At 54.4% G+C, this 23,270-nt stretch carries 21 protein-coding genes and 1 other annotated feature; of the genes, 6 read left to right on the forward strand and 15 right to left on the reverse strand.

Going from position 1 to position 23,270, the window contains the following annotated elements; genetic code table 11:
- Nucleotides 1-24: 24 nt before the first annotated feature.
- From nhaR to dnaK, 4 genes are all read right to left on the reverse strand, one after another.
- On the reverse strand, nt 25-921 hold the full coding sequence (gene nhaR, locus A8O29_RS19470) for a transcriptional activator NhaR (RefSeq protein ID WP_110510707.1): 897 nt from the start codon (nt 919-921) through the stop codon (nt 25-27).
- Between the two features lie 61 nt (nt 922-982).
- Nucleotides 983-2,158: a Na+/H+ antiporter NhaA gene (gene nhaA / locus A8O29_RS19475; RefSeq protein WP_125354631.1), complete on the reverse strand. Its 1,176-nt coding sequence runs from the start codon at nt 2,156-2,158 to the stop codon at nt 983-985.
- A 178-nt stretch (nt 2,159-2,336) separates the two neighbouring features.
- On the reverse strand, nt 2,337-3,485 hold the full coding sequence (gene dnaJ / locus A8O29_RS19480; protein ID WP_125354632.1) for a molecular chaperone DnaJ: 1,149 nt from the start codon (nt 3,483-3,485) through the stop codon (nt 2,337-2,339).
- Between the two features lie 86 nt (nt 3,486-3,571).
- Nucleotides 3,572-5,488 (reverse strand): molecular chaperone DnaK, encoded by a 1,917-nt coding sequence (dnaK, locus tag A8O29_RS19485; protein WP_125354633.1) that lies wholly within the window; start codon nt 5,486-5,488, stop codon nt 3,572-3,574.
- Between the two features lie 295 nt (nt 5,489-5,783).
- Between dnaK and satP the strand changes: the two genes are divergently transcribed.
- Both satP and A8O29_RS19495 read left to right on the forward strand, forming a co-directional pair.
- Entirely contained in the window at nt 5,784-6,350 is a 567-nt protein-coding gene (gene satP, locus A8O29_RS19490; RefSeq protein WP_110510703.1) for an acetate uptake transporter, read from the forward strand.
- Nucleotides 6,351-6,471: 121 nt separating this feature from the next.
- Entirely contained in the window at nt 6,472-7,788 is a 1,317-nt protein-coding gene (locus A8O29_RS19495; protein WP_174081207.1) for an IS4 family transposase, read from the forward strand.
- Nucleotides 7,789-7,822: 34 nt separating this feature from the next.
- Here the strand turns inward: A8O29_RS19495 and A8O29_RS19500 are convergent, their stop codons facing one another.
- The 3 genes from A8O29_RS19500 to tal all read right to left on the reverse strand — a co-directional run bounded on the left by A8O29_RS19500 (nt 7,823) and on the right by tal (nt 10,884).
- Nucleotides 7,823-9,121, reverse strand: coding sequence for an MFS transporter (locus A8O29_RS19500; protein ID WP_125354013.1), 1,299 nt, complete (start codon nt 9,119-9,121; stop codon nt 7,823-7,825).
- Nucleotides 9,122-9,233: 112 nt separating this feature from the next.
- Entirely contained in the window at nt 9,234-9,821 is a 588-nt protein-coding gene (mog, locus tag A8O29_RS19505) for a molybdopterin adenylyltransferase (protein WP_125354014.1), read from the reverse strand.
- A gap of 109 nt (nt 9,822-9,930) precedes the next feature.
- The gene (gene tal / locus A8O29_RS19510; RefSeq protein WP_125354015.1) at nt 9,931-10,884 is read right to left on the reverse strand and encodes a transaldolase; all 954 of its coding nucleotides are present in this window, start codon (nt 10,882-10,884) and stop codon (nt 9,931-9,933) included.
- Nucleotides 10,885-11,087: 203 nt separating this feature from the next.
- On the opposite strand from tal, the gene A8O29_RS19515 reads away from it, so the two are divergent.
- Nucleotides 11,088-12,518 carry an alanine/glycine:cation symporter family protein gene (locus A8O29_RS19515; RefSeq protein ID WP_125354016.1) on the forward strand — a complete coding sequence of 477 codons (1,431 nt, stop codon included), beginning with the start codon at nt 11,088-11,090 and terminating at the stop codon, nt 12,516-12,518.
- A 66-nt stretch (nt 12,519-12,584) separates the two neighbouring features.
- Nucleotides 12,585-13,358 (forward strand): peroxide stress protein YaaA, encoded by a 774-nt coding sequence (yaaA, locus tag A8O29_RS19520; RefSeq protein WP_125354017.1) that lies wholly within the window; start codon nt 12,585-12,587, stop codon nt 13,356-13,358.
- Nucleotides 13,359-13,390: 32 nt separating this feature from the next.
- On the opposite strand, the gene A8O29_RS19525 is transcribed toward yaaA, so the two are convergent.
- From A8O29_RS19525 to yjjY, 6 genes are all read right to left on the reverse strand, one after another.
- Nucleotides 13,391-13,690: a DUF2502 domain-containing protein gene (locus tag A8O29_RS19525; protein WP_125354018.1), complete on the reverse strand. Its 300-nt coding sequence runs from the start codon at nt 13,688-13,690 to the stop codon at nt 13,391-13,393.
- 223 nt (nt 13,691-13,913) lie between these two features.
- Nucleotides 13,914-15,200 carry a threonine synthase gene (gene thrC / locus A8O29_RS19530; protein ID WP_125354019.1) on the reverse strand — a complete coding sequence of 429 codons (1,287 nt, stop codon included), beginning with the start codon at nt 15,198-15,200 and terminating at the stop codon, nt 13,914-13,916.
- 3 nt (nt 15,201-15,203) lie between these two features.
- Nucleotides 15,204-16,133, reverse strand: a complete 930-nt coding sequence (thrB, locus tag A8O29_RS19535) for a homoserine kinase (RefSeq protein WP_125354020.1) — start codon at nt 16,131-16,133, stop codon at nt 15,204-15,206.
- Between the two features lies 1 nt (nt 16,134).
- Nucleotides 16,135-18,597: a bifunctional aspartate kinase/homoserine dehydrogenase I gene (gene thrA, locus A8O29_RS19540; protein WP_133460959.1), complete on the reverse strand. Its 2,463-nt coding sequence runs from the start codon at nt 18,595-18,597 to the stop codon at nt 16,135-16,137.
- 25 nt (nt 18,598-18,622) lie between these two features.
- Nucleotides 18,623-18,740: a sequence feature (Thr leader region), on the reverse strand.
- 216 nt (nt 18,741-18,956) lie between these two features.
- Nucleotides 18,957-19,643 carry a tRNA/rRNA methyltransferase gene (locus tag A8O29_RS19550; protein WP_125354021.1) on the reverse strand — a complete coding sequence of 229 codons (687 nt, stop codon included), beginning with the start codon at nt 19,641-19,643 and terminating at the stop codon, nt 18,957-18,959.
- 399 nt (nt 19,644-20,042) lie between these two features.
- A complete protein-coding gene (gene yjjY, locus A8O29_RS19555; RefSeq protein WP_001541509.1) occupies nt 20,043-20,183 on the reverse strand; it encodes a YjjY family protein in 141 nt (46 codons plus the stop codon).
- Nucleotides 20,184-20,279: 96 nt separating this feature from the next.
- On the opposite strand from yjjY, the gene arcA reads away from it, so the two are divergent.
- Nucleotides 20,280-20,996: a two-component system response regulator ArcA gene (gene arcA / locus A8O29_RS19560; protein ID WP_097162790.1), complete on the forward strand. Its 717-nt coding sequence runs from the start codon at nt 20,280-20,282 to the stop codon at nt 20,994-20,996.
- Nucleotides 20,997-21,049: 53 nt separating this feature from the next.
- Here arcA and creA read toward each other — a convergent pair whose 3' ends face one another.
- Nucleotides 21,050-21,523 carry a protein CreA gene (creA, locus tag A8O29_RS19565; protein ID WP_125354022.1) on the reverse strand — a complete coding sequence of 158 codons (474 nt, stop codon included), beginning with the start codon at nt 21,521-21,523 and terminating at the stop codon, nt 21,050-21,052.
- A 206-nt stretch (nt 21,524-21,729) separates the two neighbouring features.
- On the opposite strand from creA, the gene robA reads away from it, so the two are divergent.
- Nucleotides 21,730-22,599, forward strand: a complete 870-nt coding sequence (robA, locus tag A8O29_RS19570; protein ID WP_125354023.1) for an MDR efflux pump AcrAB transcriptional activator RobA — start codon at nt 21,730-21,732, stop codon at nt 22,597-22,599.
- On the opposite strand, the gene gpmB is transcribed toward robA, so the two are convergent.
- Nucleotides 22,596-23,243, reverse strand: a complete 648-nt coding sequence (gene gpmB / locus A8O29_RS19575) for a 2,3-diphosphoglycerate-dependent phosphoglycerate mutase GpmB (RefSeq protein ID WP_125354024.1) — start codon at nt 23,241-23,243, stop codon at nt 22,596-22,598. The genes robA and gpmB overlap by 4 nt on opposite strands.
- Between the last annotated feature and the right edge of the window lie 27 nt (nt 23,244-23,270).

Genomic DNA, 23,270 nt, shown 5'->3' on the forward strand with positions numbered 1-23,270 from the left:
GGTTTTTTTATATCTGCGTTTTGCCTAACGCGGCAGTTCAAACAGCGCAGAGTAGTCACGATTGCAGATTCGCTGCACCGCCGGGTGTTGGATCATGCGTTCGGCAAAGATCGCGTGATACTCCTCCATGACGTTTTCCACTCGTCCGATTTCAACGATGTTGTCGTCCGCATAAAGATCGTGCGCGTAGAGCGTCGGGGCGACGAAAATCGCGTTATGTGCCGCACCAAAGGCTTTCATCAGCGCCGCGTCGTCAAACTCACCCAGCACTTCCACTTTCAGCCCCTGGGTGTTAATCCAGTTCAACAGCTTGCGTCCGAGCATCGAACGACGCCCTGGGATCAACAACCGACGCTCCTCCAGACAGGCCGGGAACGGTTTTTCCGGCAGCGGATTCATACACCAGAAGCTAACGCTGCATTCGCCGATTTTCACCGAGAACAGCCCTTCCTGCTGCGTCGAATCAATCGGGCAATCGGAAATAATCATGTCCAGCTTGTGCTGACTGAGCTGCTCCAGCAGCATCTCATGCGTCGATTCATAGCAGCGCAAGTGAATTTGCTCATCCTCTACCACCGCTGCATCCAGCACGCCGCTGACCAGCCGTTTCGACAGCGCATCCGCCACGCCGACATCGAACAACAGGTTCGACTCTTTGCGATAGTTGATGATGTCGAGCATCTCCTGGCTCAGGGTAAACATTTTATCCGCGTAGCGAAAAACAAGCTCGCCCAGTTCGCTCGGCTCAAGCCCCCTGCCCTTACGTTTAAAGAGTTTGCCCTGCAAACGCTCTTCCAGTGCTTTAATCTGCCCGGTAATGGTCTGCGGCGTCAGGTACAGCGCTTCTGCGGCGCCCACGACCGAGCCCTCTTTGTAGACGTGCCAGAAGTAGTACAGGTGGTTGTAGTTAATGTGCGACATGTTTTCGCTCCCTGATGGATGTCAAAAAGAGAGCCACTCAGGACTCTCTTGTGATGTGATGTCAGGCCTGAGCCTGCTCCGAGGATGTGCGCATTCTGAGTAAGCCATAGCCGACCACCGCCGACAGCACCGAACCAATCAGAATGCCGAGCTTCGCCCAGTTAATCAGTGCCGGGTCAACGTTCCCGAAGGCCAGCGAGGCAATGAATATCGACATGGTAAAACCGATACCACACAGCACCCCGACCGCCATAATCTGCTTGAAGGTGGTGTCCGCAGGCAGCGTCGCCCATTTCATTTTCAGCGCCAGCCAACAGAACAAGCTAATACCCAGCGGCTTACCAATAAACAGACCGGCAATGATACCCAGCGGCAGCAGTGACGTCAGACCTTCGATCGTCACGCCCTGCAGCGAAACACCGGCGTTGGCAAACGCAAACAATGGCAGGATCAGGTACGCGACCCACGGATGCAGCACGTGCTCAAGCTGCACCGCCGGAGATTTGCCATTCTGCTCTTTCAGCGGAATGAAGAAACCAACAATCACGCCCGCCAGAGTGGCATGCACGCCTGATTTCAGCACCGCCGTCCACAGGATGACCCCGACCAGGATATAAATCCCGGTACGGCGTACGCCCGTCAGATTGAGAATAGCCAGCGCCGCAATGGCCGCCGCAGCGACGCCCAGTGACAGGAGCGACAGGTCGCTGGTATAAAACAGCGCGATGATGACGATAGCGCCCAGGTCATCAATGATCGCCAGCGCCATCAGGAAAATTTTCAACGACGCCGGAACACGGCTACCGAGCAGCGCCAGCACGCCGAGCGCAAAGGCGATATCAGTCGCCGCCGGAATCGCCCAGCCTTCGCGCGTAATCGGGTCCTGGAAGTTAAAGGCCAGGTACACCAACGCCGGGACCACCATACCGCCCAGGGCCGCAATCACTGGGAAAATCGCCTGTCGACGGCTGGCCAGCGAGCCAACAATCAGCTCACGTTTGACCTCAAGTCCGATGAGCAGGAAGAACACCGCCATCAGCGCGTCGTTAATCCACAGCAGCATGTTCTTGTTGATTTCCAGCGCGCCCACTTTGAGCTGCACCGGTGTTTCCAGAAAAGAATGATACAGACCGCTGGTCGAACCCATGTTCGCCAACAGCATCGCCAGCGCGGCGGCGATGATCAAGATGATGCCCCCTGAAGCCTCATTGCTAAAAAAACGCTGAAGATGTTTCACTTTTATTCTCTCTTTTCCGTTAATACATCGATAAAACCATAATAACCACTAGGACGATTCGTTAAAAACAGATTATCACTGCAATTTAGATCGGTTTTACCGAAGTATAATATCAAGATTAAAAAAAGCCCGGGTTGTTGAGACCCGGGCTTTAGGTTCAATGATGATGCCAGAAGAATTATCGGGTCAAATCATCAAAGAATTTTTTCACACCGTCGAAGAAGCTTTTGGAGCGCGGGCTGTTTTGTTCACCCGTTGGGCCACCAAAACTATCCTGCAGATCTTTCAGCAGCTGCTTCTGTTTTTCGTTCAGGCTAACCGGTGTTTCTACCACTACGCGGCACAGCAGGTCGCCCTGAGCGCCACCGCGAACGGATTTGACGCCTTTACCGCGCATGCGGAACAGCTTGCCGGTCTGGGTTTCACCAGGCACTTTCAGGTTCACACGACCGTCGAGTGTCGGAACTTCGATTTCGCCGCCGAGCGCCGCCATCGCAAAGTTGATCGGCACTTCGCAGTACAGGTTATTACCTTCGCGCTCGAAGATTGGGTGCTGTTTCACCTGAACCTGAACGTACAGATCGCCGGCTGGTGCGCCGTGTTCACCCGCTTCGCCTTCGCCTGTCAGACGAATACGGTCTCCGGTATCAACGCCCGCCGGGATTTTAACCGACAGGGTTTTGGTCTTCTCAACGCGACCGTGACCGTGACAGCTGTTGCACGGATCTTTAATCAGCGTGCCGCGGCCCTGACAGTGCGGACAGGTCTGCTGCACGGCAAAGAAGCCCTGACGCATTTGCACCTGGCCCTGACCATGACAGGTCGGACAGGTCGTCGGTTTGGAACCGGATTTCGCGCCGCTGCCGTGGCAAACTTCACACTCTTCCAGCGTCGGAATGCGGATCTCTTTGGTTACACCGCGCACGGCTTCTTCCAGCGTCAGATCCATGTTGTAGCGCAGGTCTGAGCCACGGGATGCACGTTGACGACCACGGCTTCCGCCGAAGATATCACCAAACACATCGCCGAAGATGTCGCCGAAGTCTGCCCCGCCGCCGCCAAAGCCGCCGCCACCGAATCCACCGCCGCCCATGCCGCCCTGTTCAAAGGCTGCATGACCGTACTGATCGTACGCCGAGCGCTTCTGCGCGTCGGTCAGGATCTCATACGCTTCTTTAATTTCTTTGAATTTGGCTTCGGCTTCTTTGTCACCCTGATTACGGTCCGGGTGAAACTTCATCGCCAGGCGTTTGTAAGCCTTTTTGATTTCACGCTCTTCCGCTGTTTTGGAAACGCCTAAAACCTCGTAATAGTCTCTCTTCGCCATTTCTGTTTTTCTGCCCTTAACATGCGAGCACGGGCGTGGAGTAAACTCCGACGCCCGTGCCAGTTAATTACCCTGCATCAGGGCGATTATTTTTTATCTTTAACTTCTTCGAACTCAGCGTCGACAACATCGTCATCTTTCGCGTTGTTCGCGGAAGCGTCAGCGCCGCCAGCCTGCTGCTGTGCGTGCTGCTGCTGCGCGATTTCCATCAGCTTCTGAGAAGCTTCGGCAACTGCCTGCATTTTCGCTTCGATATCCGCTTTGTCTTCGCCTTTCAGAGAGCCTTCCAGCGCAGTCAGTGCAGTCTCGATAGCGGTTTTGTCGTCAGCTGGCAGCTGTTCGCCGGCTTCTTCAACCTGCTTACGGGTGCTGTGCAGCAGATGGTCACCCTGGTTACGGGTCTGAACCAGTTCTTCGAACTTACGGTCAGACTCGGCGTTAGCTTCTGCTTCACGCACCATTTTCTGGATTTCTTCTTCGTTCAGACCGGAAGACGCCTTGATAGTGATCTTCTGCTCTTTACCGCTGTTTTTGTCTTTCGCGGAAACGTGCAGAATACCATCGGCATCGATATCGAAGGTCACTTCGATCTGCGGCATACCGCGCTGTGCCGGGCTGATACCATCCAGGTTGAACTGACCCAGAGATTTGTTATCGCCTGCACGTTTACGTTCACCCTGCAGCACATGGATGGTTACCGCAGACTGGTTGTCTTCAGCGGTAGAGAACACCTGGCTGTGCTTGGTTGGGATAGTGGTGTTTTTGTTGATGAGCGCAGTCATCACACCGCCCATGGTTTCGATACCCAGCGACAGCGGGGTAACGTCCAGCAGCAGAACGTCTTTCACTTCACCGGTCAGCACGCCGCCCTGAACTGCAGCACCAACGGCAACGGCTTCGTCCGGGTTAACGTCTTTACGCGGTTCTTTACCGAAGAACTCAGCAACTTTTTTCTGCACCATTGGCATACGGGTCTGACCGCCGACCAGGAGAACGTCCTGGATGTCGGATACGGACAGGCCAGCGTCCTGCAGTGCAACTTTCAGCGGCTCGATTGAACGGTTAACCAGGTCTTCAACTAGGCTTTCCAGTTTCGCGCGAGTCACTTTGATGTTCATGTGTTTCGGACCGGTCGCATCTGCAGTGATGTACGGCAGGTTAACGTCGGTCTGCTGTGCAGAAGACAGCTCGATTTTCGCTTTTTCTGCTGCTTCTTTCAGACGCTGCATTGCCAGCGGGTCGTTACGCAGGTCAATGCCCTGATCTTTCTTGAACTCTTCAACGAGGTAGTTGATCAGACGGCTGTCGAAGTCTTCACCACCGAGGTGAGTATCACCGTTGGTTGCCAGTACTTCGAAGGTTTTTTCGCCATCAACTTCGTCGATTTCGATGATAGAGATATCGAAAGTACCGCCGCCCAGGTCATATACAGCGATGGTGCGGTTACCGACTTCTTTATCCAGACCGTAAGCCAGTGCAGCAGCGGTTGGTTCGTTGATGATACGTTTTACTTCCAGACCCGCGATACGGCCGGCGTCTTTGGTTGCCTGACGCTGAGCATCGTTGAAGTATGCAGGTACGGTGATAACAGCTTCAGTTACCGGCTCACCCAGGTAATCTTCAGCGGTTTTCTTCATTTTTTTCAGCACTTCAGCAGAAATCTGCGGTGGTGCAGTTTTGGTACCTTTCACGTCCAGCCACGCATCGCCATTATCAGCAGCAACGATTTTGTACGGCATGATGGCTTCATCACGCTGCACTTCTTCGTCCTGGAAACGACGGCCAATCAGGCGTTTGATCGCGAACAGAGTGTTCTGCGGGTTAGTCACTGCCTGACGTTTAGCCGGCTGTCCAACCAGAGTTTCACCATCCTGGGTATAAGCAATGATCGAAGGCGTGGTGCGATCGCCTTCAGCGTTTTCCAGCACACGCGGGGTGTTGCCATCCATAATTGCTACACAAGAGTTGGTAGTACCCAGGTCGATACCAATAATTTTACCCATCTAAACGTCTCCACTAAAAATTCGATCAACATGTGATTATGAACCTGTAATAAGGGCGAAACGTGTCGTTTCAAGCGCCTTCATGCTTTTTTTTCCAGGCTCACCACTGCGGTTGCTTACAAGATGGGGTCGTAACATCGGGCATCAAGGGGCAGATGCAAAAAAAATTTTAAATTCACCCTGCTCAGATCATAGACGCAGGACACGCCTCTGATTATTATGCCGCGCCCCGCAGCCAGAGGATCGGCGTGGGATTACGACGATTCCCCCTTTATTGATGAGTTTTTGAGGAAATATGGTTAACACTAAGTTGGCTAACCCAGCACCGCTGGGCCTGATGGGCTTCGGCATGACCACCATTCTGCTGAACCTGGCAAACAGCGGTCTTTTCCAGTTTGATACTGCCATTTTGGCGATGGGCATTTTTTACGGCGGACTGGCACAGATTTTTGCAGGCCTGCTGGAGTTTAAGAAAGGCAATACCTTCGGTCTGACTGCATTCACCTCTTACGGTTCTTTCTGGCTGACCCTGGTCGCCATTCTGATCATGCCGAAAATGGGTCTGGCTGAACCGGCTAATGCGCACTTCCTGGGTATGTACCTGGGCCTGTGGGGCGTGTTCACGCTGTTCATGTTCTTCGGCACCCTCAACGGTCCACGCATGCAGCAGTTCGTGTTCCTGAGCCTGACCGTGCTGTTTGCTCTGCTGGCTATCGGCCATCTGGCGGACAACGAAGGCATCGTGAAAATCGCGGGTTACGTCGGCCTGGTATGTGGCGCGAGCGCTATCTGGCTGGCAATGGGTGAAGTACTGAATGAAAAATTCGGTCGCACCGTGCTGCCAATCGGTGAAAAACACTAAGTTCAACACGGTATCGTCATAAAGCCGGGCAATGCCCTAATGCCGATCAGTTAAGGATCGGTTGACCGATCCGGTGGTTGTGCAAGAATCCGTAATCTCTCCAGGGATTACGGATTTTTTTATGTTACTCAGCCAGGCCTTAGATACCGTCCATAAATTTTCTCCGCAGGAGTTTGCTGCCCTTGCAGACCTGCTTTCTCCTGAACTGATTGATGAATGCCTGGCTGACACCGGCGTCGTCACTCTGCGTAAGCGTCGCCTCTCCATGGAGATGATGGTCTGGGCGGTTACCGGCATGGCCCTGTTCCGCTCCCACTCCATGACCCAGCTGGTCTCACATATGGACATTCTTCTGCCGGGTAACCGGCCCTTCGTTGCACCCAGTGCCGTTGTTCAGGCCCGCCAGCGGCTCGGCGAGGATGTCATCCGTCTGATGTTCGAAAAAACACGTCAGCTCTGGTTTGAAAAAACACCCCTGTCTCACTGGAACGGCCTGACGCTAATGGCCGTGGACGGTACGTTGTGGCGTGCACCTGATACCCCAGAAAATGACGCAGCCTTCGGCCGTACTGCCAATGTGAACAAGCAGTCCGAATGGCCACAACTGCGCATGGTCTGCCAGATGGAAGTCACCAGCCATCTGCTGTCTGCGGTGGCCTTCGACAGCGTCTCTGAAACCGGTGAAACTGACCTTGCGGCACAGCTTATTGACCGGACGCCGGACCACTCACTGACCATCATGGATAAGGGCTTCTATGCCCTGGGCCTGCTGCATCGCTGGCAGTCATCAGGCACGGAAAGGCACTGGATGCTGCCCTTACGCAAAGGCGCGCAGTATGAGGAGGTGAGAAACCTGGGCGCAGGGCAGAAACTGGTGAGAATAACGCTGTCGCCGCAGGCGAAAAAGAAATGGCAGGATGCACCGGAAACCCTGACAGCAAGACTGGTCAGCAAGGAAGTGAACGGCAAGACGGTGCAGATACTGACGTCGATGTGCGACCCGCTCAGATACCCGAAAGCCGATATCGTGGACCTTTACAGCCAGCGGTGGGAGATAGAGCACGGGTTCAGGGAGATGAAGCAGCATCTGCTGAATAATGAACTGACGCTGCGGAGTAAAAAGCCTGCGCTGGTGCGTCAGGAGCTGTGGGGCGTGGTGCTGGCGTATAATCTGTTGCGCTTCATGATGGGGCAGATGGCGTACAGTCTGAAAGGCGTGGAGCCATATCAGATGGGCTTTAAACAGTCAGCGTTATATCTGTGCAGCCACCTGCGTTTACTGCCGGGAGTGGCGCCGGGGAAACTCCCCAAGGTCATGGCCGAAATACTGAGTATGGCCTCAAGCTTCGTGCTACCAGGGCGAAGAGCACGGCATTACCCGAGAGCTGTAAAAAAGAGGCCGCAACGTTATCCGTTGCGGCCTCCTTCAAAAGCTTAACTGACAAGCATTAGGCAATGCCCGGCTTTATTTTTTAGCGCGTCATCAACGACGCTTTTTCTGGCGCGCTGTAGGTCTGCCGTAGCCAGAGCCCCAATCCTAAGCCAACCAGCGAAAGCGCCAGCACATACCAGGCCGGAGCCATCGGCGAGACGCTCATCAGCAGCGTAACCGCAATAGGCGTCAGCCCACCAAAGATCGCGTAAGAGACGTTGTACGAGAAAGAAATCCCGGTGAAACGCACTTCCGGCGGAAACGCCCGGACCATCACGTACGGCACCGCACCCACTACACCCACGCACAATCCCACCAACCCGTAGAGCGCAAAAAGATGCTCCGCCGAAGTGCCCGCCAGGTGATAGAACGCCCAGCTCGACGCCGCCAGCAGCAGGCTGCCGACGATAAACGTCCGGCTGGCACCAAACTTATCAGCGGATAACCCCGCCAACAGGCAGCCCACGCACAGCATAATGGTAGCGATACTGTTGGCCTGCAACGTCAGCGCAGGCGCGAAACCGTAATGCTTTTGCAGCCACACCGGTGACATCAGAATCACCACGACAATTCCCGCCGACAACAGCCAGGTCAGCAGCATCGAAATGACGACCGATTTCTGATGTTTCATCACCACCGATTTCACCGGCAGCTCTTGTGCCAGCTGCTTACGCTGCTGCATTTCGAGGAAAATCGGCGTCTCCTGTAACCAGCGGCGCAAATACATCGCCACCAGGCCAAACGCCCCGCCGAGCAGGAACGGAATACGCCAGCCGCCGTCGTGAATCACCTGCGCCGTCATGCTGGTGTTGATCAACGTCGCCACCACCGAACCCAGCAGAATGCCCACCGTCAGCCCGGCGGTCAGCGTGCCGCAGGCAATGCCGATGCGCTGCGCAGGCACGTGTTCGGCAACGAAAACCCAGGCTCCCGGTACCTCTCCGCCAATGGCAGCGCCCTGAAGCACGCGCATCAGCAACAGCAACAACGGCGCGGCAATGCCTACCGAGGCGTAAGTCGGCAGCAGGCCGATAAGCAGCGTCGGCACCGCCATAAGAAGAATACTGAGGGTGAACATTTTCTTACGCCCAACCAGATCGCCAAAGTGCGCCATGACGATGCCACCCAGCGGACGCGCCAGATAGCCTGCGGCAAATATGCCGAAGGTCTGCACCTGGCGCAGCCATTCAGGAATATCTGCAGGGAAGAAGAGCTCGCCGACCACGGCGGCAAAGAAGACGAAAATGATGAAATCGTAAAACTCCAGCGCGCCACCGAGGGCAGCCAGCGTCAGCGTTTTATAATCCTGTCGGTTCAGAGGTCTTGCGTGATGTGACATAGCGGGCCATTTGTTGTAATTGATTTACAGCTATCGTAAAGAAAAAATTACTATACCGTAAATCTGCGGTCAATCGATGGCCCGCGAAAGTTATACTGGAAAAGAGTTATCTTTAGGAGATTGTGTCGCGGCGCGCACTTTTAGGACGAAATGCGTCGACGACCTGCGGGTCAGTTTCCACATACGGCCCCTCAAGCAACTGTACACAATACGGTACACTGGCGAAAATACCGTGCACCAGCACCTTCCCTGCGTCGTCTTTCACGCCTTCCAGCGTTTCCTGGATGGATTTCGGCTGGCCTGGCAGATTCAGGATTAACGCCTGTTTGCGGATCACGCCGACCTGGCGCGAAAGGATAGCCGTCGGCACAAAGTGCAGGCTTATCTGGCGCATCTGTTCGCCAAAGCCTGGCATTTCACGGTCGGCAATCGCCAGTGTCGCGTCCGGCGTGACGTCGCGGCGCGCAGGGCCAGTTCCCCCCGTGGTCAACACCAAATGGCAGCTCATTTCATCCACCAGCTCGCACAGCGTCTGCTCGATGATGATCTGTTCGTCTGGGATCAGACGGGTTTGCAGTTCGAAAGGGGTCGTCAGTGCGCGGGCCAGCCAGGCTTCCAGTGCCGGAATGCCTTTATCCTGGTAAACGCCGCTTGAAGCGCGATCGGAGATGGAGACAAGGCCAATGCGAAGAGTGTTCATATCAATTCCGTTAAAAAATGCGGTTAAGCGGAATGATACACGCGGAAGGGAAACTGAGACAAATAACGCGAGGAAGATGTGACCGGAAGCCCGGTCACATCTGAAATGATTACAGCAGGTCGCCGATCATTTTTTCCAGTTTTTCCTGGTCGATAGCAAACTTACGGATACCGTCCGCCAGTTTGTCTACTGCCATCGGATCCTGGTTGTGCTGCCACAGGAACTGGGATTCAGTGATACGTTCTGGACGCGCTTTCACTTCACCGGTGTAAACCAGTTTACGTTCGATTGCGCCTTCCGCTTCAGCCAGCTCTTTCAGCAGTGGTGGAGCGATGGTCAGACGGTCACAGCCAGCCAGTTCCAGGATTTCGCCCACGTTACGGAAGCTTGCACCCATCACGACAGTTTCGTAGCCGTGCTGTTTGTAGTAGCTGTAGATTTCAGACACAGAAACCACGCCTGGATCTTCAGCCGGTGCGTACTCTTTCTTGTCGGTGTTGGATTTGTACCAGTCGAGGATACGGCCAACAAACGGAGAAATCAGGAACACGCCCGCTTCTGCACACGCACGCGCCTGAGCAAAGGAGAACAGCAGGGTCAGGTTACAGTTGATGCCTTCTTTTTCCAGCTGCTCAGCGGCACGGATGCCCTGCCAGGTGGACGCGAGTTTGATAAGGATACGGTCGTTGCTGATGCCAGCATCGTTGTACAGCTTGATCAGGTGTTTCGCTTTGGCGATGGAGCCTTCGGTGTCGTAAGACAGGCGCGCATCCACTTCGGTAGAGATACGGCCAGGGATCAGTTTCAGGATCTCCAGACCGATGTTTACCGCCAGTTTATCGGTCGCATCGACAACCTGCTGCTCACGGTTGCTGCTCTGGCTTTTCGCCCAGGCAATCGCTTCGTCAATCAGCTTGCGGTATTCAGGGATTTGGGCAGCGCCGAGGATCAGAGAAGGGTTGGTTGTCGCATCCTGAGGCTGATACAGCTTCATTGCCGCGATGTCTCCGGTGTCAGCCACTACGGTTGTGTACTGACGCAGGGAGGTCAATTTATCCGTCATGATAGTGTTTCTCTTTAAACAGCTGTTAGGGGGATGTAAACCGTTCTGACTCGATAATATCACGCCCCGTTTTCAGCGCAACCGCAGACGGTCCATGAGCGCAGAGTATGATAAACTCAATATATTCATGGCCTATCCGATAATGGATTATCTCTTAATGGTAGCGCTTACAGTTGTCTCCGGCATCGACTAAGGGACGTTAAATGCCTGAATTCCTATCATTTATCAACGAAATACTCTGGGGCTCGGTAATGATTTACCTGCTGCTCGGCGCCGGAGTGTGGTTCACATGGCGAACGGGTTATATCCAGTTTCGCTATCTTCGCCAGTTTGGCAAAAGTCTTAAAAGCAGCCTTACGCCTCAGTCAGGCGGCCTGACCTCGTTCCAGGCACTGTGCACCAGCCTTGCGGCTCGCGTCGGCAGCGGCAACCTTGCCGGCGTCGCCATTGCACTGACCGCAGGCGGCCCCGGCGCTGTCTTCTGGATGTGGGTTTCCGCCATCATCGGCATGGCGAGCAGTTTCGCCGAATGCTCTCTGGCGCAGCTCTACAAAGAGCGCGATGCCGAAGGGCAATTTCGCGGCGGACCGGCGTGGTATATGTCCCGCGGGCTGGGCATGCGCTGGATGGGCGTCATGTTCTCCGTGTTTCTGCTGCTGGCGTACGGCCTGATTTTCAACACCGTCCAGGCGAACTCCGTCGCTAATGCCATGCATTATGCGTTTCATTTGCCTGAACTTATGACCGGTCTGGTGTTGGTCGCTTGCATCCTGGTGACGGTGATGCGCGGCCTGCGCGGCGTCGCGAAATTGATGCAGTGGCTGGTGCCGGTAATGGCGCTGCTGTGGGTCGCCGCCAGTGTGTTCATTAGCCTTTGGCACTTCACTGAAATTCCAAAAGTGTTTGAAACTATCATCCGCAGCGCGTTTGGCTGGCAGGAAGCTGCCGCCGGTGCGGTGGGTTATACCATCAGCCAGGCGATAACCAGCGGCTTCCAGCGCGGCATGTTTTCCAACGAAGCCGGCATGGGCTCGACGCCTAATGCCGCTGCTGCTGCGGCTTCATGGCCTCCGCATCCTGCTGCGCAGGGTATCGTGCAGATGATCGGCGTGCTGGTTGATACGCTGGTGATTTGTACCGCCACGGCAATGGTTGTGCTGCTCGCCGGGAAGACGTCCCCTCAAGGCTCACTCGACGGCATCCAGCTGGTGCAAAACGCGGTGGCGTCTTTAGCCGGTAGCTGGGGCGCGGGGTTTGTGGCGGGGATCGTGCTGCTGTTCTCCTTCAGCTCGATCGTGGCCAACTATATCTACGCTGAAAATAATCTGATTTACCTGAAGCTGAACAGCCCGCTTAACGTCTGGCTTCTGCGCGGGGTGACCCTGATGATGGTGATGCTGGGCACGATGCTGAGCCTGCCGGTTGTCTGGCAGCTCGCCGATATCATCATGGCGCTGATGGCCATCACCAACCTGACCGCTATTATGCTGCTTTCCCCGGTGGTGAAGATTATTGCCAGCGATTATCTGCGACAGCGCAAAATGGGCGTGAAACCGGTGTTCGACCCGGCGCGTTATCCGGACATTGAACAGCAGCTGGCGCCAGGAAGCTGGGATGATGTGCCTCGCCAATAGCAGCTATCGATCCTTTCCCGGGCGTTTTTTGCTAAAGTCACGGAAAAATGCCCGCAAGGACTGATTATGCTGATTCTGATTTCACCTGCTAAAACGCTCGATTACCAGAGCGACCTGCCAACGGCGCGCTACACCCATCCGGAACTGCTGGACTATTCCCAGCAGCTCATTAGCGTGGCGCGCAAGCTGTCTGCGCCGCAGATTGGCAAACTGATGAGCATCAGCGACAAGCTCGCCGACCTCAACGCCACCCGTTTTCACGACTGGCACCCGGATTTCACCCCGCAAAATGCGCGCCCGGCGATCCTCGCGTTTAAAGGCGATGTTTACACCGGACTGCAGGCGGAAGAGTTCAGCGAAGCCGATTTTGATTTCGCCCAACAGCATCTACGTATGCTCTCCGGTCTGTACGGCGTGCTGCGTCCGCTGGATTTGATGCAGCCGTATCGTCTGGAAATGGGCATTCGCCTCGAAAATGCCAAAGGCAAAGACCTCTACCATTTCTGGGGTGAGGTCATCACCCACAAACTCAACGAAGTTCTGAAGGCTCAGGGTGACGATATCGTTATCAATCTGGCCTCGGACGAATACTTCAGAGCAGTGAAGTCGAAGGTGTTAGAGGGCAAAATTATCAAGCCGGTGTTCCTGGATGAGAAAAACGGCAAGTTTAAAGTCATCAGTTTCTACGCCAAAAAAGCGCGTGGACTGATGAGCCGTTACATCATTGAAAACCGCCTGACGAAGCCAGAACAGCTGAAAGCGTTTGATAGCGAAGGGTATTTCTTTGATGAAGCCGCATCGACTGACGGCGAGCTGGTGTTTAAACGGCACGAGCAGTAAAACAAAACGCCAGCGCAATGCTGGCGTTATGTTTAGTGGTGTTTGTACTGACCATAGTGATTGCCGTTATCGTGATGCTCTTTACCGTGGTGATCGTCGTGGTGATCATGATGATCATCACGTGCACGCCAATGATTATCGTGACGCTCGTAGTGATGATTCCACCAGTCATGGTCGCGCCAGTTGCCGCCATCCCAGTAATTACCACGGTTATCCTGATCGCCAATCTGCAGTTTCACCGCCGGGACCAGAGTGATTTCAGAAGCATGTACTACCGCCGGAGCCACCAGCATCATAGAAAGTGCCAAAATTACAGGTTTTAACGTAGTCATAGGTTACTCCATTCACATCATTGCCCGTTTAGGGTCGATGAAATGAGCTTACATGTCCTGAAGCGGACTTGTTATTCTCCGCAATCCTAATATCTAAGTGCCCGCATTTATTGGGAATTTGTCCTTAATCCCTACTTATTGCCTCCCTATTTTCTCCACATTTGCCCATAAAAAAGCCGGGTCGCAAAATGCCAACCCGGCTTTATGTCCGTTCAGACAGACGTTATGCCTTTGCCATCATCAACTTACGCAGTTCTGCGAAGTCAGCTGGCAGATAATGCGATAACAGAGGCAGATCGGCGCGATCCGCCAGCTCTTTTGGCAACGGCAGCTCGGTTTCGAGGATCGATTCTACGCTTTCCTTGAATTTCGCCGGGTGCGCGGTGCCGAGGAACAGGCCATATTCCCCTGGATTGAGACGATCGCGCAGCGCGCGGTAGGCCACCGCCGCATGCGGTTCAGAGGTGTAACCCAAAGTCTGCAACTCGCGCATGGTCCCTTTGGTGGTCTCATCGTCGATAGCTGCATAGCCCAGTTCGTTCAGACGCCACACTTTGCGCCGGAACAGCTCTTCCACGCGCGGCCAGTTGTTCGGCTGGCTGACGTCCATCGCGTTAGAGAGCGTCGCCTGAGTTGGCTTCGGTGTCCAGCTGCCGTCCTGCAGGAAGCGCGGCACAGTGTCGTTGGCATTGGTCGCGGCGATAAAACGTTTCACCGGCAGGCCCAGCGATTTCGCCAGCAGGCCCGCGGTCAAATCACCAAAGTTACCGCTTGGAACGGAAATCACCAGCTGGTTGCGGGCTTCCTGAGGCAACTGCGCCACCGCTTCGAAGTAGTAGCAAATCTGCGCCAGCAGACGGCTGATGTTAATCGAGTTCGCCGAGTTCAGACCCAGCGCTACTTTCAGCTCTTCGTCATCGAAGGCCTGTTTCACCAGCGCCTGACAGGCATCGAAATCACCGTCGATAGCCACGGTTTCAATGTTACCGCCGAGGGTACAGAACAGTTTTTCCTGCAGCGGACTAATTTTGCCGTTCGGGTAAAGAATAACCACGCGCACGTTTTTCAGACCGTAAAACGCATGTGCAACCGCCGCGCCGGTATCACCGGAAGTGGCGGTCAGAATGGTTACAGGCTTATCGCCGCTGATGTGAGTCAGCATTTGCGCCATAAAGCGGCCGCCAAAATCTTTAAACGCCAGAGTCGGCCCGTGGAACAGCTCCAGGCAGCCAACGTCTTCCTGCACCGGTTTCACCGGGGCCGGGAAAGCAAACGCCGCGCGAATGCGAGATTCCAGCTCCTGCGGTGCAATTTCATCGCCGATAAACGCCGACAGAATTTTGGCGCTGCGGGTGACGAAATCCAGCTTCAGCATCTCGTCGATTTCGGTCAGGCTGAATTCCGGCAGATCATGCGGAAAGAACAGCCCCTGATTTTTGCCCAACCCTTGCGTCACGGCCTGCGCGAAGCTGACCTGCTCATTATGATCTTTTAAGTTATACAGTTTCATCGGTTATCCCACTACGCGAGCGCCCGCCGTGTCCAGCCGGCAAATATGAACGAAGCCTTCCTGATTTTGCAGATAGTGTTTACTGAGCCAGTCTGCGACTCGTTGTGCGGTTCCCGGGTTATCGCACAGGGCGAACATCGTCGGGCCGGAGCCTGAAATCCCGCTGGCCAACGCACCAATTTCCGCCACCGCCTGACGCGCTTCGCCAAAGCCTGGCAGCAGCTTGGTGCGATACGGTTCTGCAATGACGTCTTTCATCAGTTTCGCCGCAAGCTCGGGCTGACGGCTGTAACAGGCGTGAATGAAGCCCGCCAGATGACGGCCATGCGCGATGCAATCCTGACGGCGATACTGCGCCGGTAAAATCGCGCGCGCTTCGGCGGTCGACACCTTAATGCCCGGATACGCCAGCACCCACAGCCATTCATCGAAGGCCGGGATCTGCTGGCTGATGATGCCGTTTTCTTCAAGCATCAATTGAATGCCGCCGAGGAAACACGGCGCCACGTTATCGTAATGCACGCTACCAGAGATGCGCCCTTCCAGCTCGCCCATCAGCGCCAGCATTTTGCCGTCGTTGAGCGGCTTGCCGCAGAATTCGTTCATTGCCACCAGGGCGGCAACCACGGAGCAGGCGCTGGAGCCCAGACCAGAGCCAATCGGCATGTTCTTTTCAAGGGTCATCGCGACGGGGACGGTTTTGCCAATTTCCTGACAGAAGCGTTCCCAGCACTGATAAACGATATTTTCCCGCGGTTCCGGCGGCAGTTTGCTGGCGAAGTGGCCAACATTTTTCAGGCTGAAAGTCTCAGCCGCGACGACTTCTACATTATCGCCCAACAGCGTGCCGTCAACTGGCGCAACCGCTGCGCCAAGCACATCAAATCCAACGCTCATATTGGCGCTGGACGCCGGGGCATAGACCTTAACCATCTTAAACTCCTAACTTCCAGGACAGGGTGCGCAGCAAGTCGGCAAACACCCCGGCCGCAGTCACGTCGTTGCCTGCGCCATAACCGCGCAGAACCAGCGGCAGCGGCTGATAATAGTGGCTATAGAAAGCCAGCGCGTTCTCGCCGTTTTTCACTTTGTACAACGGATCGTTGCCGTCTACTTCAGCAATTTTCACACGACACACGCCATCGTCTTCGATGTTACCGACGTAGCGCAGCACTTTGCCTTCGTCCCGGGCCCGTGCGATGCGCGCCGCAAACTCATCGTCGAGCTGCGGCAGGCGCGCCATAAAGCTCTCGGTATCGCCACTGTCATCGAAGTGATCCGGCAGTACGGATTCGACCACGATATCACTCAGTTCCAGATGACGTCCGGTTTCACGGACGAGGATCAGCAGCTTACGCGCCACATCCATTCCGGAAAGATCGTCACGCGGATCGGGTTCGGTGTAGCCCATTTCGCGGGCGATGGTGGTCGCCTGCGACAAACTCATGCCTTCGTCCAGCTTGCCGAAAATGAACGACAGTGAACCCGACAGAATGCCGGAGAATTTTTGCAGCTCATCGCCCGCATTGAGCAAGTTTTGCAGGTTCTCGATAACCGGCAAACCCGCGCCAACGTTGGTGTCGTACAGGAATTTGCGACGTGAACCCGCGGCCGCCTGGCGCAACTCGTGATAGTAGTTCATCGACGAGGTGTTCGCTTTCTTATTTGGTGTCACGACGTGGAAGCCTTCACGCAGGAAGTCGGCGTACTGATCTGCCACCGCCTGGTTGGAAGTACAGTCCACAATCACCGGGTTCAGCAGGTGATACTCTTTCGCCAGACGGATCAGACGACCGAGGTTGAACGGCTCTTTGGCTTCGGCCAGCTCACCTTTCCAGTCTTCCAGATTCAGGCCATGCACGTTGGTCAACAGCGCGCGGGAGTTCGCCACGCCACACACGCGCAGATCAATGTGCTTGTTCTTGAGCCAGGTCTGCTGGCGTTTGAGCTGCTCCAGCAGTGCACCGCCCACGCCGCCCACGCCAATCACAAACACTTCGATCACCTGGTCGGTATTGAACAGCATCTGATGCGTAACGCGTACGCCGGTGGTGGCATCGTCGTTGTTCACCACGACGGAAATTGAACGCTCGGACGAGCCCTGGGCAATCGCCACAATGTTGATGTTGGCGCGGGCCAGCGCCGCAAAGAATTTGGCAGAAATTCCGCGTAGCGTACGCATCCCATCACCGACGACGGAGATAATCGCCAGGCGTTCCATGATCGACAGCGGCTCCAGTAGGCCCTCTTTCAGCTCCAGATAGAACTCATCTTCCATCGCCCGCTTCGCGCGGGCGCAGTCGATTTGCGGTACGCAGAAGCTGATGCTGTATTCAGAGGACGACTGGGTGATCAGTACCACGGAAATACCGGCGCGGGACATGGTAGCGAAGACGCGCGCCGCCATGCCGACCATGCCTTTCATGCCCGGCCCGGAGACGTTAAACATCGCCATGTTATTGAGGTTGGAAATTCCCTTCACCGCCAGGCCATCTTCGTTATGGCTGGCCCCGATTAGCGTGCCAGGCGCCTGCGGATTGCCGGTGTTTTTGATCAGGCAAGGAATCTGGAACTGTGCGATTGGCGCGATGGTACGCGGGTGCAGAACTTTGGCACCGAAATAGGAAAGCTCCATCGCTTCCTGATAGGACATCGATTTCAGCAGGCGAGCGTCCGGCACCTGACGCGGATCGCAGGTGTATACCCCGTCGACATCGGTCCAGATTTCACAGCAGTCGGCGCGCAGGCATGCGGCCAGTACTGCAGCGGAGTAGTCGGAGCCGTTACGGCCCAGCACCACCAATTCGCCTTTGTCATTGCCCGCAGTAAAACCGGCCATCAGCACCATGTGGTCTGCCGGGATTTGGCTTGCGGCAATGCGGCGGGTGGATTCAGCGATATCCACGGTGGATTCAAGATAGTGGCCCACGGCCAGTAATTTTTCGACCGGGTCGATGACGCTGACCTTGTGACCACGCGCTTCGAGCAGGCCCGCCATGATCGCAATCGACAGCTTTTCGCCGCGGCAAATCAGGGACGCATTGACGCCGTCCGGACACTGACCCAGCAGGCTGACGCCATGCAGGACATGTTTAATGTGGGCGAATTCTTGTTCAACAAACGCGTTGAGCTGAGAGAGGGGAAAACCAGGCTGGAGATCGGCAAGGCCCTGAAGCAGTTCGGCAAAAATACGTTCGGCATCGGCAATATTTGGAAGAGCATCCTGACCGCCGATGGTTTTCTCAATCATCGCGACCAGATGGTTGGTGATTTTGGCCGGGGCAGAGAGCACGGTTGCTACCTGCCCCTGCCTGGCATTGCTTTCCAGAATATCGGCAACACGCAGGAAACGTTCTGCATTTGCCACTGATGTACCGCCGAACTTCAAGACTCGCATGGTTTTTACCTCTTGATCTTTGGTCGAAAAAAAAGCCCGCACTGTTCAGGTGCGGGCTTTTTTCTGTGTTTCCTGTACGCGTCAGCCCGCACCGATACCTGTGGTAATGGTGGTGGTAATAATTGTTGTCATGCGGCTGATGCGAATCATGGATGTTGTGTGCTCTGTCATTGTTATTGTCTGTCGTCTACCTCTATTGGTTAAAGTATTGGCCCTGTTATGTCAACGAATTTTTACATTCGCCCCCATTTGTCACACCATTAGCCTGAGCCAGAAAGATGTCGCTTTTCGCCACGCATCGCCTGGTGAAAAAGCCTATGGCAGAGCATTAACCCATAACAAAAACTTACAACAGCAGTTTAATCGGCAATATTTTTTTCGATATCATGCAGTAATCGATGCAACATTGCGGTGTCTCGCTGCCCGAGCAGGCCAATTCGCTGCTGAAGCCAGTCGGCCAGTTTGACGTCATCCGCGACCTGTAATTGGGTCAGTAACGACATGGCACGCGCACGTAACGCCTTAAGCTGATTTTCGTTATCTTCAGCAACAGGCGGCGTCGGCATTTGGGTTAACGCCGAAAGCTGATAGCAAAATACCATGACCGCCTGGCCGAGATTCAACGACGGGTAATCCGCCACCATCGGTACGCCGGTGAGAATATCAGCCAGCGCCAATTCATCGTTGGTCAGCCCGGAATCTTCGCGACCAAACACCAGCGCCGCGTGGCCCATCCACTGTGATTTTTCCTGTAGGATAGGCACCAGTTCCTGGGGCGTAGCGTAATAGTGGAAGCGAGCGCGACTGCGCGCGGTGGTCGCAATGGTGAAATCGACATCGTGCAATGCGTCAGCAAGCGTCGGAAAAGTTTGGATATTTTCAAGTATCTCACCTGACCCGTGCGCGACCCACTTTGCCGCAGGCTCAAGGTGCGCCTGACTGTCGACAATTCGCATCTCTGTGAACCCCATGGTCTTCATTGCCCGGGCTGCAGCGCCGATATTTTCGGCTCTTGCTGGTGAAACCAGCACGATTGATAAGCGCATGTAATCTTCTCTTTTTTGCTCTGTCACAACCACAATGTGATGCACATCATCATATTGCGCGTCGCGAATTTACTTAATTGCAACAATAAACGCTGAAAGGGTGTTTCTTAACACATCAATAAGGCTAAACTATTACCCAAGAATCATCCCATAAGATATGTTAACAGAACCTCGATATCCTTATGTTCTACTAGGGTATTTCAAATAGGATTAACTCTCATCTTTTGGATTCATTTTGCTAATCAGTTCATTCTTGCAATTACATTAATTGTTGAAAAATTGTGACAAACGCTAGCATTTGGATGCAAGGATTTCACAAGACTGTTAACGTGCTACAATTGAACTTGATATATGTCAACGAAGCGTAGTTTTATTGGGTGTCAGCCATCTCTGAGCCTGTTATGTTGCTGTTAAAATGGTTAGGATGACAGCCGTTTTTGACACTGTCGGGTCCAGAGGGAAAGTACCCACGACCAAGCTAATGATGTTGTTGACGTTGATGGAAAGTGCATCAAGAACGCAATTACGTACTTTAGTCATGTTATGCCGGTCATGTTAATTTTCGACATGCATCAGGCGGGTCAGGGACTTTTGTACTTCCTGTTTCGATTTTAGTTGGCAATTTAGGTAGCAAACATGCAGACCCCGCACATTCTTATCGTTGAAGACGAGTTGGTAACACGCAACACGTTAAAAAGTATTTTCGAAGCAGAAGGTTACGATGTGTTCGAAGCCACCGATGGCGCGGAAATGCATCAGATCCTGTCTGAAAATGATGTCAACCTGGTCATCATGGACATCAACCTGCCGGGCAAAAATGGCCTGCTGTTGGCGCGTGAGCTGCGTGAGCAAGCTAACGTCGCGCTGATGTTCCTGACCGGCCGTGACAACGAAGTGGATAAAATCCTCGGCCTGGAAATCGGCGCCGACGATTACATCACTAAACCGTTCAACCCTCGTGAACTGACTATCCGTGCGCGCAACCTGCTCTCCCGTACCATGAATCTGGGTACCGTGAGCGAAGAACGCCGCAGCGTGGAAAGCTACAAGTTTAACGGTTGGGAACTGGACATCAATAGCCGCTCACTGGTCAGCCCGAACGGCGAACAGTATAAGCTGCCGCGCAGTGAATTCCGCGCGATGCTGCACTTCTGCGAAAACCCGGGCAAGATCCAATCCCGTGCAGAACTGCTGAAGAAGATGACCGGCCGTGAGCTGAAGCCACACGACCGTACGGTTGACGTGACAATCCGTCGCATCCGTAAACACTTTGAATCTACGCCGGATACTCCGGAAATCATCGCGACTATCCATGGCGAAGGTTACCGTTTCTGCGGCGAACTGCAGGAATAATCAGTTCCTCAGTGCATAAAAAACGGCGCCTTAGCGCCGTTTTTTTTCGCCTGTTATTCCTTCCAGGGCATGATCGGTACCGCGCTTATCGCATTTTTCGGTGAACCGTCGACCACTTTGTCGGAATAGGTCAGATAGACCAGCGCATTACGTTTGGCATCGTAGAAACGCACGACCTGCAGTTTCTTGAACACCAGAGAAGTCCGTTTCTGGAACACGACCTCCCCTTCCGTTTTGCCCTTCTTAATCTTGTCGCTTATCTCAATGTGCCCAACCTGCTGGCAGGAGATCGCCGCGTCGGAGGTATCTTCTGCAAGCCCCAGCCCGCCTTTGATGCCACCGGTTTTGGCGCGACTGATATAGCAGGTCACGTTCTTCACATCCGGGTCATCAAAGGCCTCAACGACAATCTTATGATCCGGGCCAAACATCTTGAAGACGGTATCCACAGAACCCACTTGTTCTGCGTGCGCTGCGCTGCAGGCCAATGCCAGCAGACAGCCTGTAATTAACTGCTTGTATTTCATATTGTTACCATTTCTGTAAAAGTCATTCGTTATTATGCCCTTGCGCAGAAGAAAATATCTATAGATCACAGCCTTACAAAAATCATGCCTATTTAGTACCTTTTATCGCACTTTAGAGCAAAAAAAACACTGAATGCTAAAACATCAAAAAATGCTATTATCCGCTACCCTAGTTACAGGCACCTGCGAAAGGATGAGGACATTATATGGATCAAGCTGGGATAATACGCGATCTTCTTAGCTGGCTTGAAGGGCATCTCGACCAACCTTTGTCACTGGATAACGTTGCAGCCAAAGCGGGTTACTCCAAATGGCATCTACAAAGGATGTTCAAGGATGTCACCGGTCATGCTATCGGCGCCTATATTCGTGCTCGTCGCCTGTCAAAATCTGCTGTGGCTCTGCGCCTGACCGCGCGCCCGATTCTGGATATTGCCCTGCAGTACCGTTTCGATTCTCAGCAGACCTTTACCCGCGCGTTCAAGAAACAGTTTAGCCTGACGCCAGCGCTGTATCGCCGTTCGCCGGACTGGAGTTCATTCGGTATGCGTCCGCCGCTGCGCCTGGGTGAATTCACAATGCCGAAGTACGAATTCATCGCCATGCCGGACACACAGCTGGTCGGTATCACCCAGAGCTACACCTGTAAACTAGAAGAGATCTCTGAATTCCGCCAGCAGATGCGTGGCCAGTTCTGGCGCGATTTCCTGGGTAATTCGCCGTCGATCCCGCCGATGCTTTACGGCCTGCATGAACCGCGTCCAAGTCTTGAACGAGACGATGAGCAGGAAGTGCTGTACACCACGGCGCTGACGCCTGAGATGGCTAACGGCCATCTGCAGGATGCGCATCCGGTGAAACTGGAAGGCGGTGAATACGTGATGTTCACTTATGAAGGGCTAGGAAACGGATTGCAGGAATTTGTGCTGACCGTTTATGGTACCTGCATGCCGATGCTCGGCCTGACCCGTCGTAAGGGCCAGGACATCGAACGATTCTTCCCGCAGAAAGATGCGATGGATCAGGAACTCCCTATCCAGCTGCGCTGCGAGTACCTGATTCCAATTCGCCGCTAGCGCTGCAGTTCATCCAACGCAGGGGCGTCCAGATGTGTGACGTCGCCTGCGGTTTCAACAATCCAGCCGGGTGCCAGCCACGGGCTTTGCTGGTAATCCACGCGAGAGATTGAGCAGTTCCGCAGACGCAGACGACGCTCAGCGTAGGCCGGTAAGCCGAGAATCGTACTCACCAGACACCCAAGCGCCATGCCGTGACTCACCAACAGCGGGCGACTGCCTTTTGGCAGCTCAAGGCAATCCTGCAATGCCGCATTCATGCGGTCACCCAGCTCCTGCATTGACTCCCCTTCCGGGATACGTCCATCAGCCGTGCCGTTTACCAGCGTCCGGCGCCAGCCTTCTTCTTCCTCAGTCAGCGAGTCGATCAGACGGCGCTCGAGCACGCCCATATCGAGTTCACGTAACCGCGGATCGTAGGTGACGCTGCAACCGCAGGCTTCCGCGATTAACTCAGCGGTACGGCGCGTGCGGCCCAGATCGCTGGAGATGATATGCGTGATGCCGAGCGTTTTGACGCGCTCACCTACCTGCCGGGCCTGCTGTTCACCTTTTTCAGTGAGCGGGCTGTCGGACTGGCCCTGAATACGTCGCTCGGCGTTCCACTGCGTCTCACCGTGGCGAACAAGGTATACCTGTAACATGCGAATTTTCCGTTATACTGCGATGAT

It is taken from the genome of Scandinavium goeteborgense (assembly GCF_003935895.2).
GTDB classification, from domain to species: Bacteria; Pseudomonadota; Gammaproteobacteria; order Enterobacterales; family Enterobacteriaceae; genus Scandinavium; species Scandinavium goeteborgense.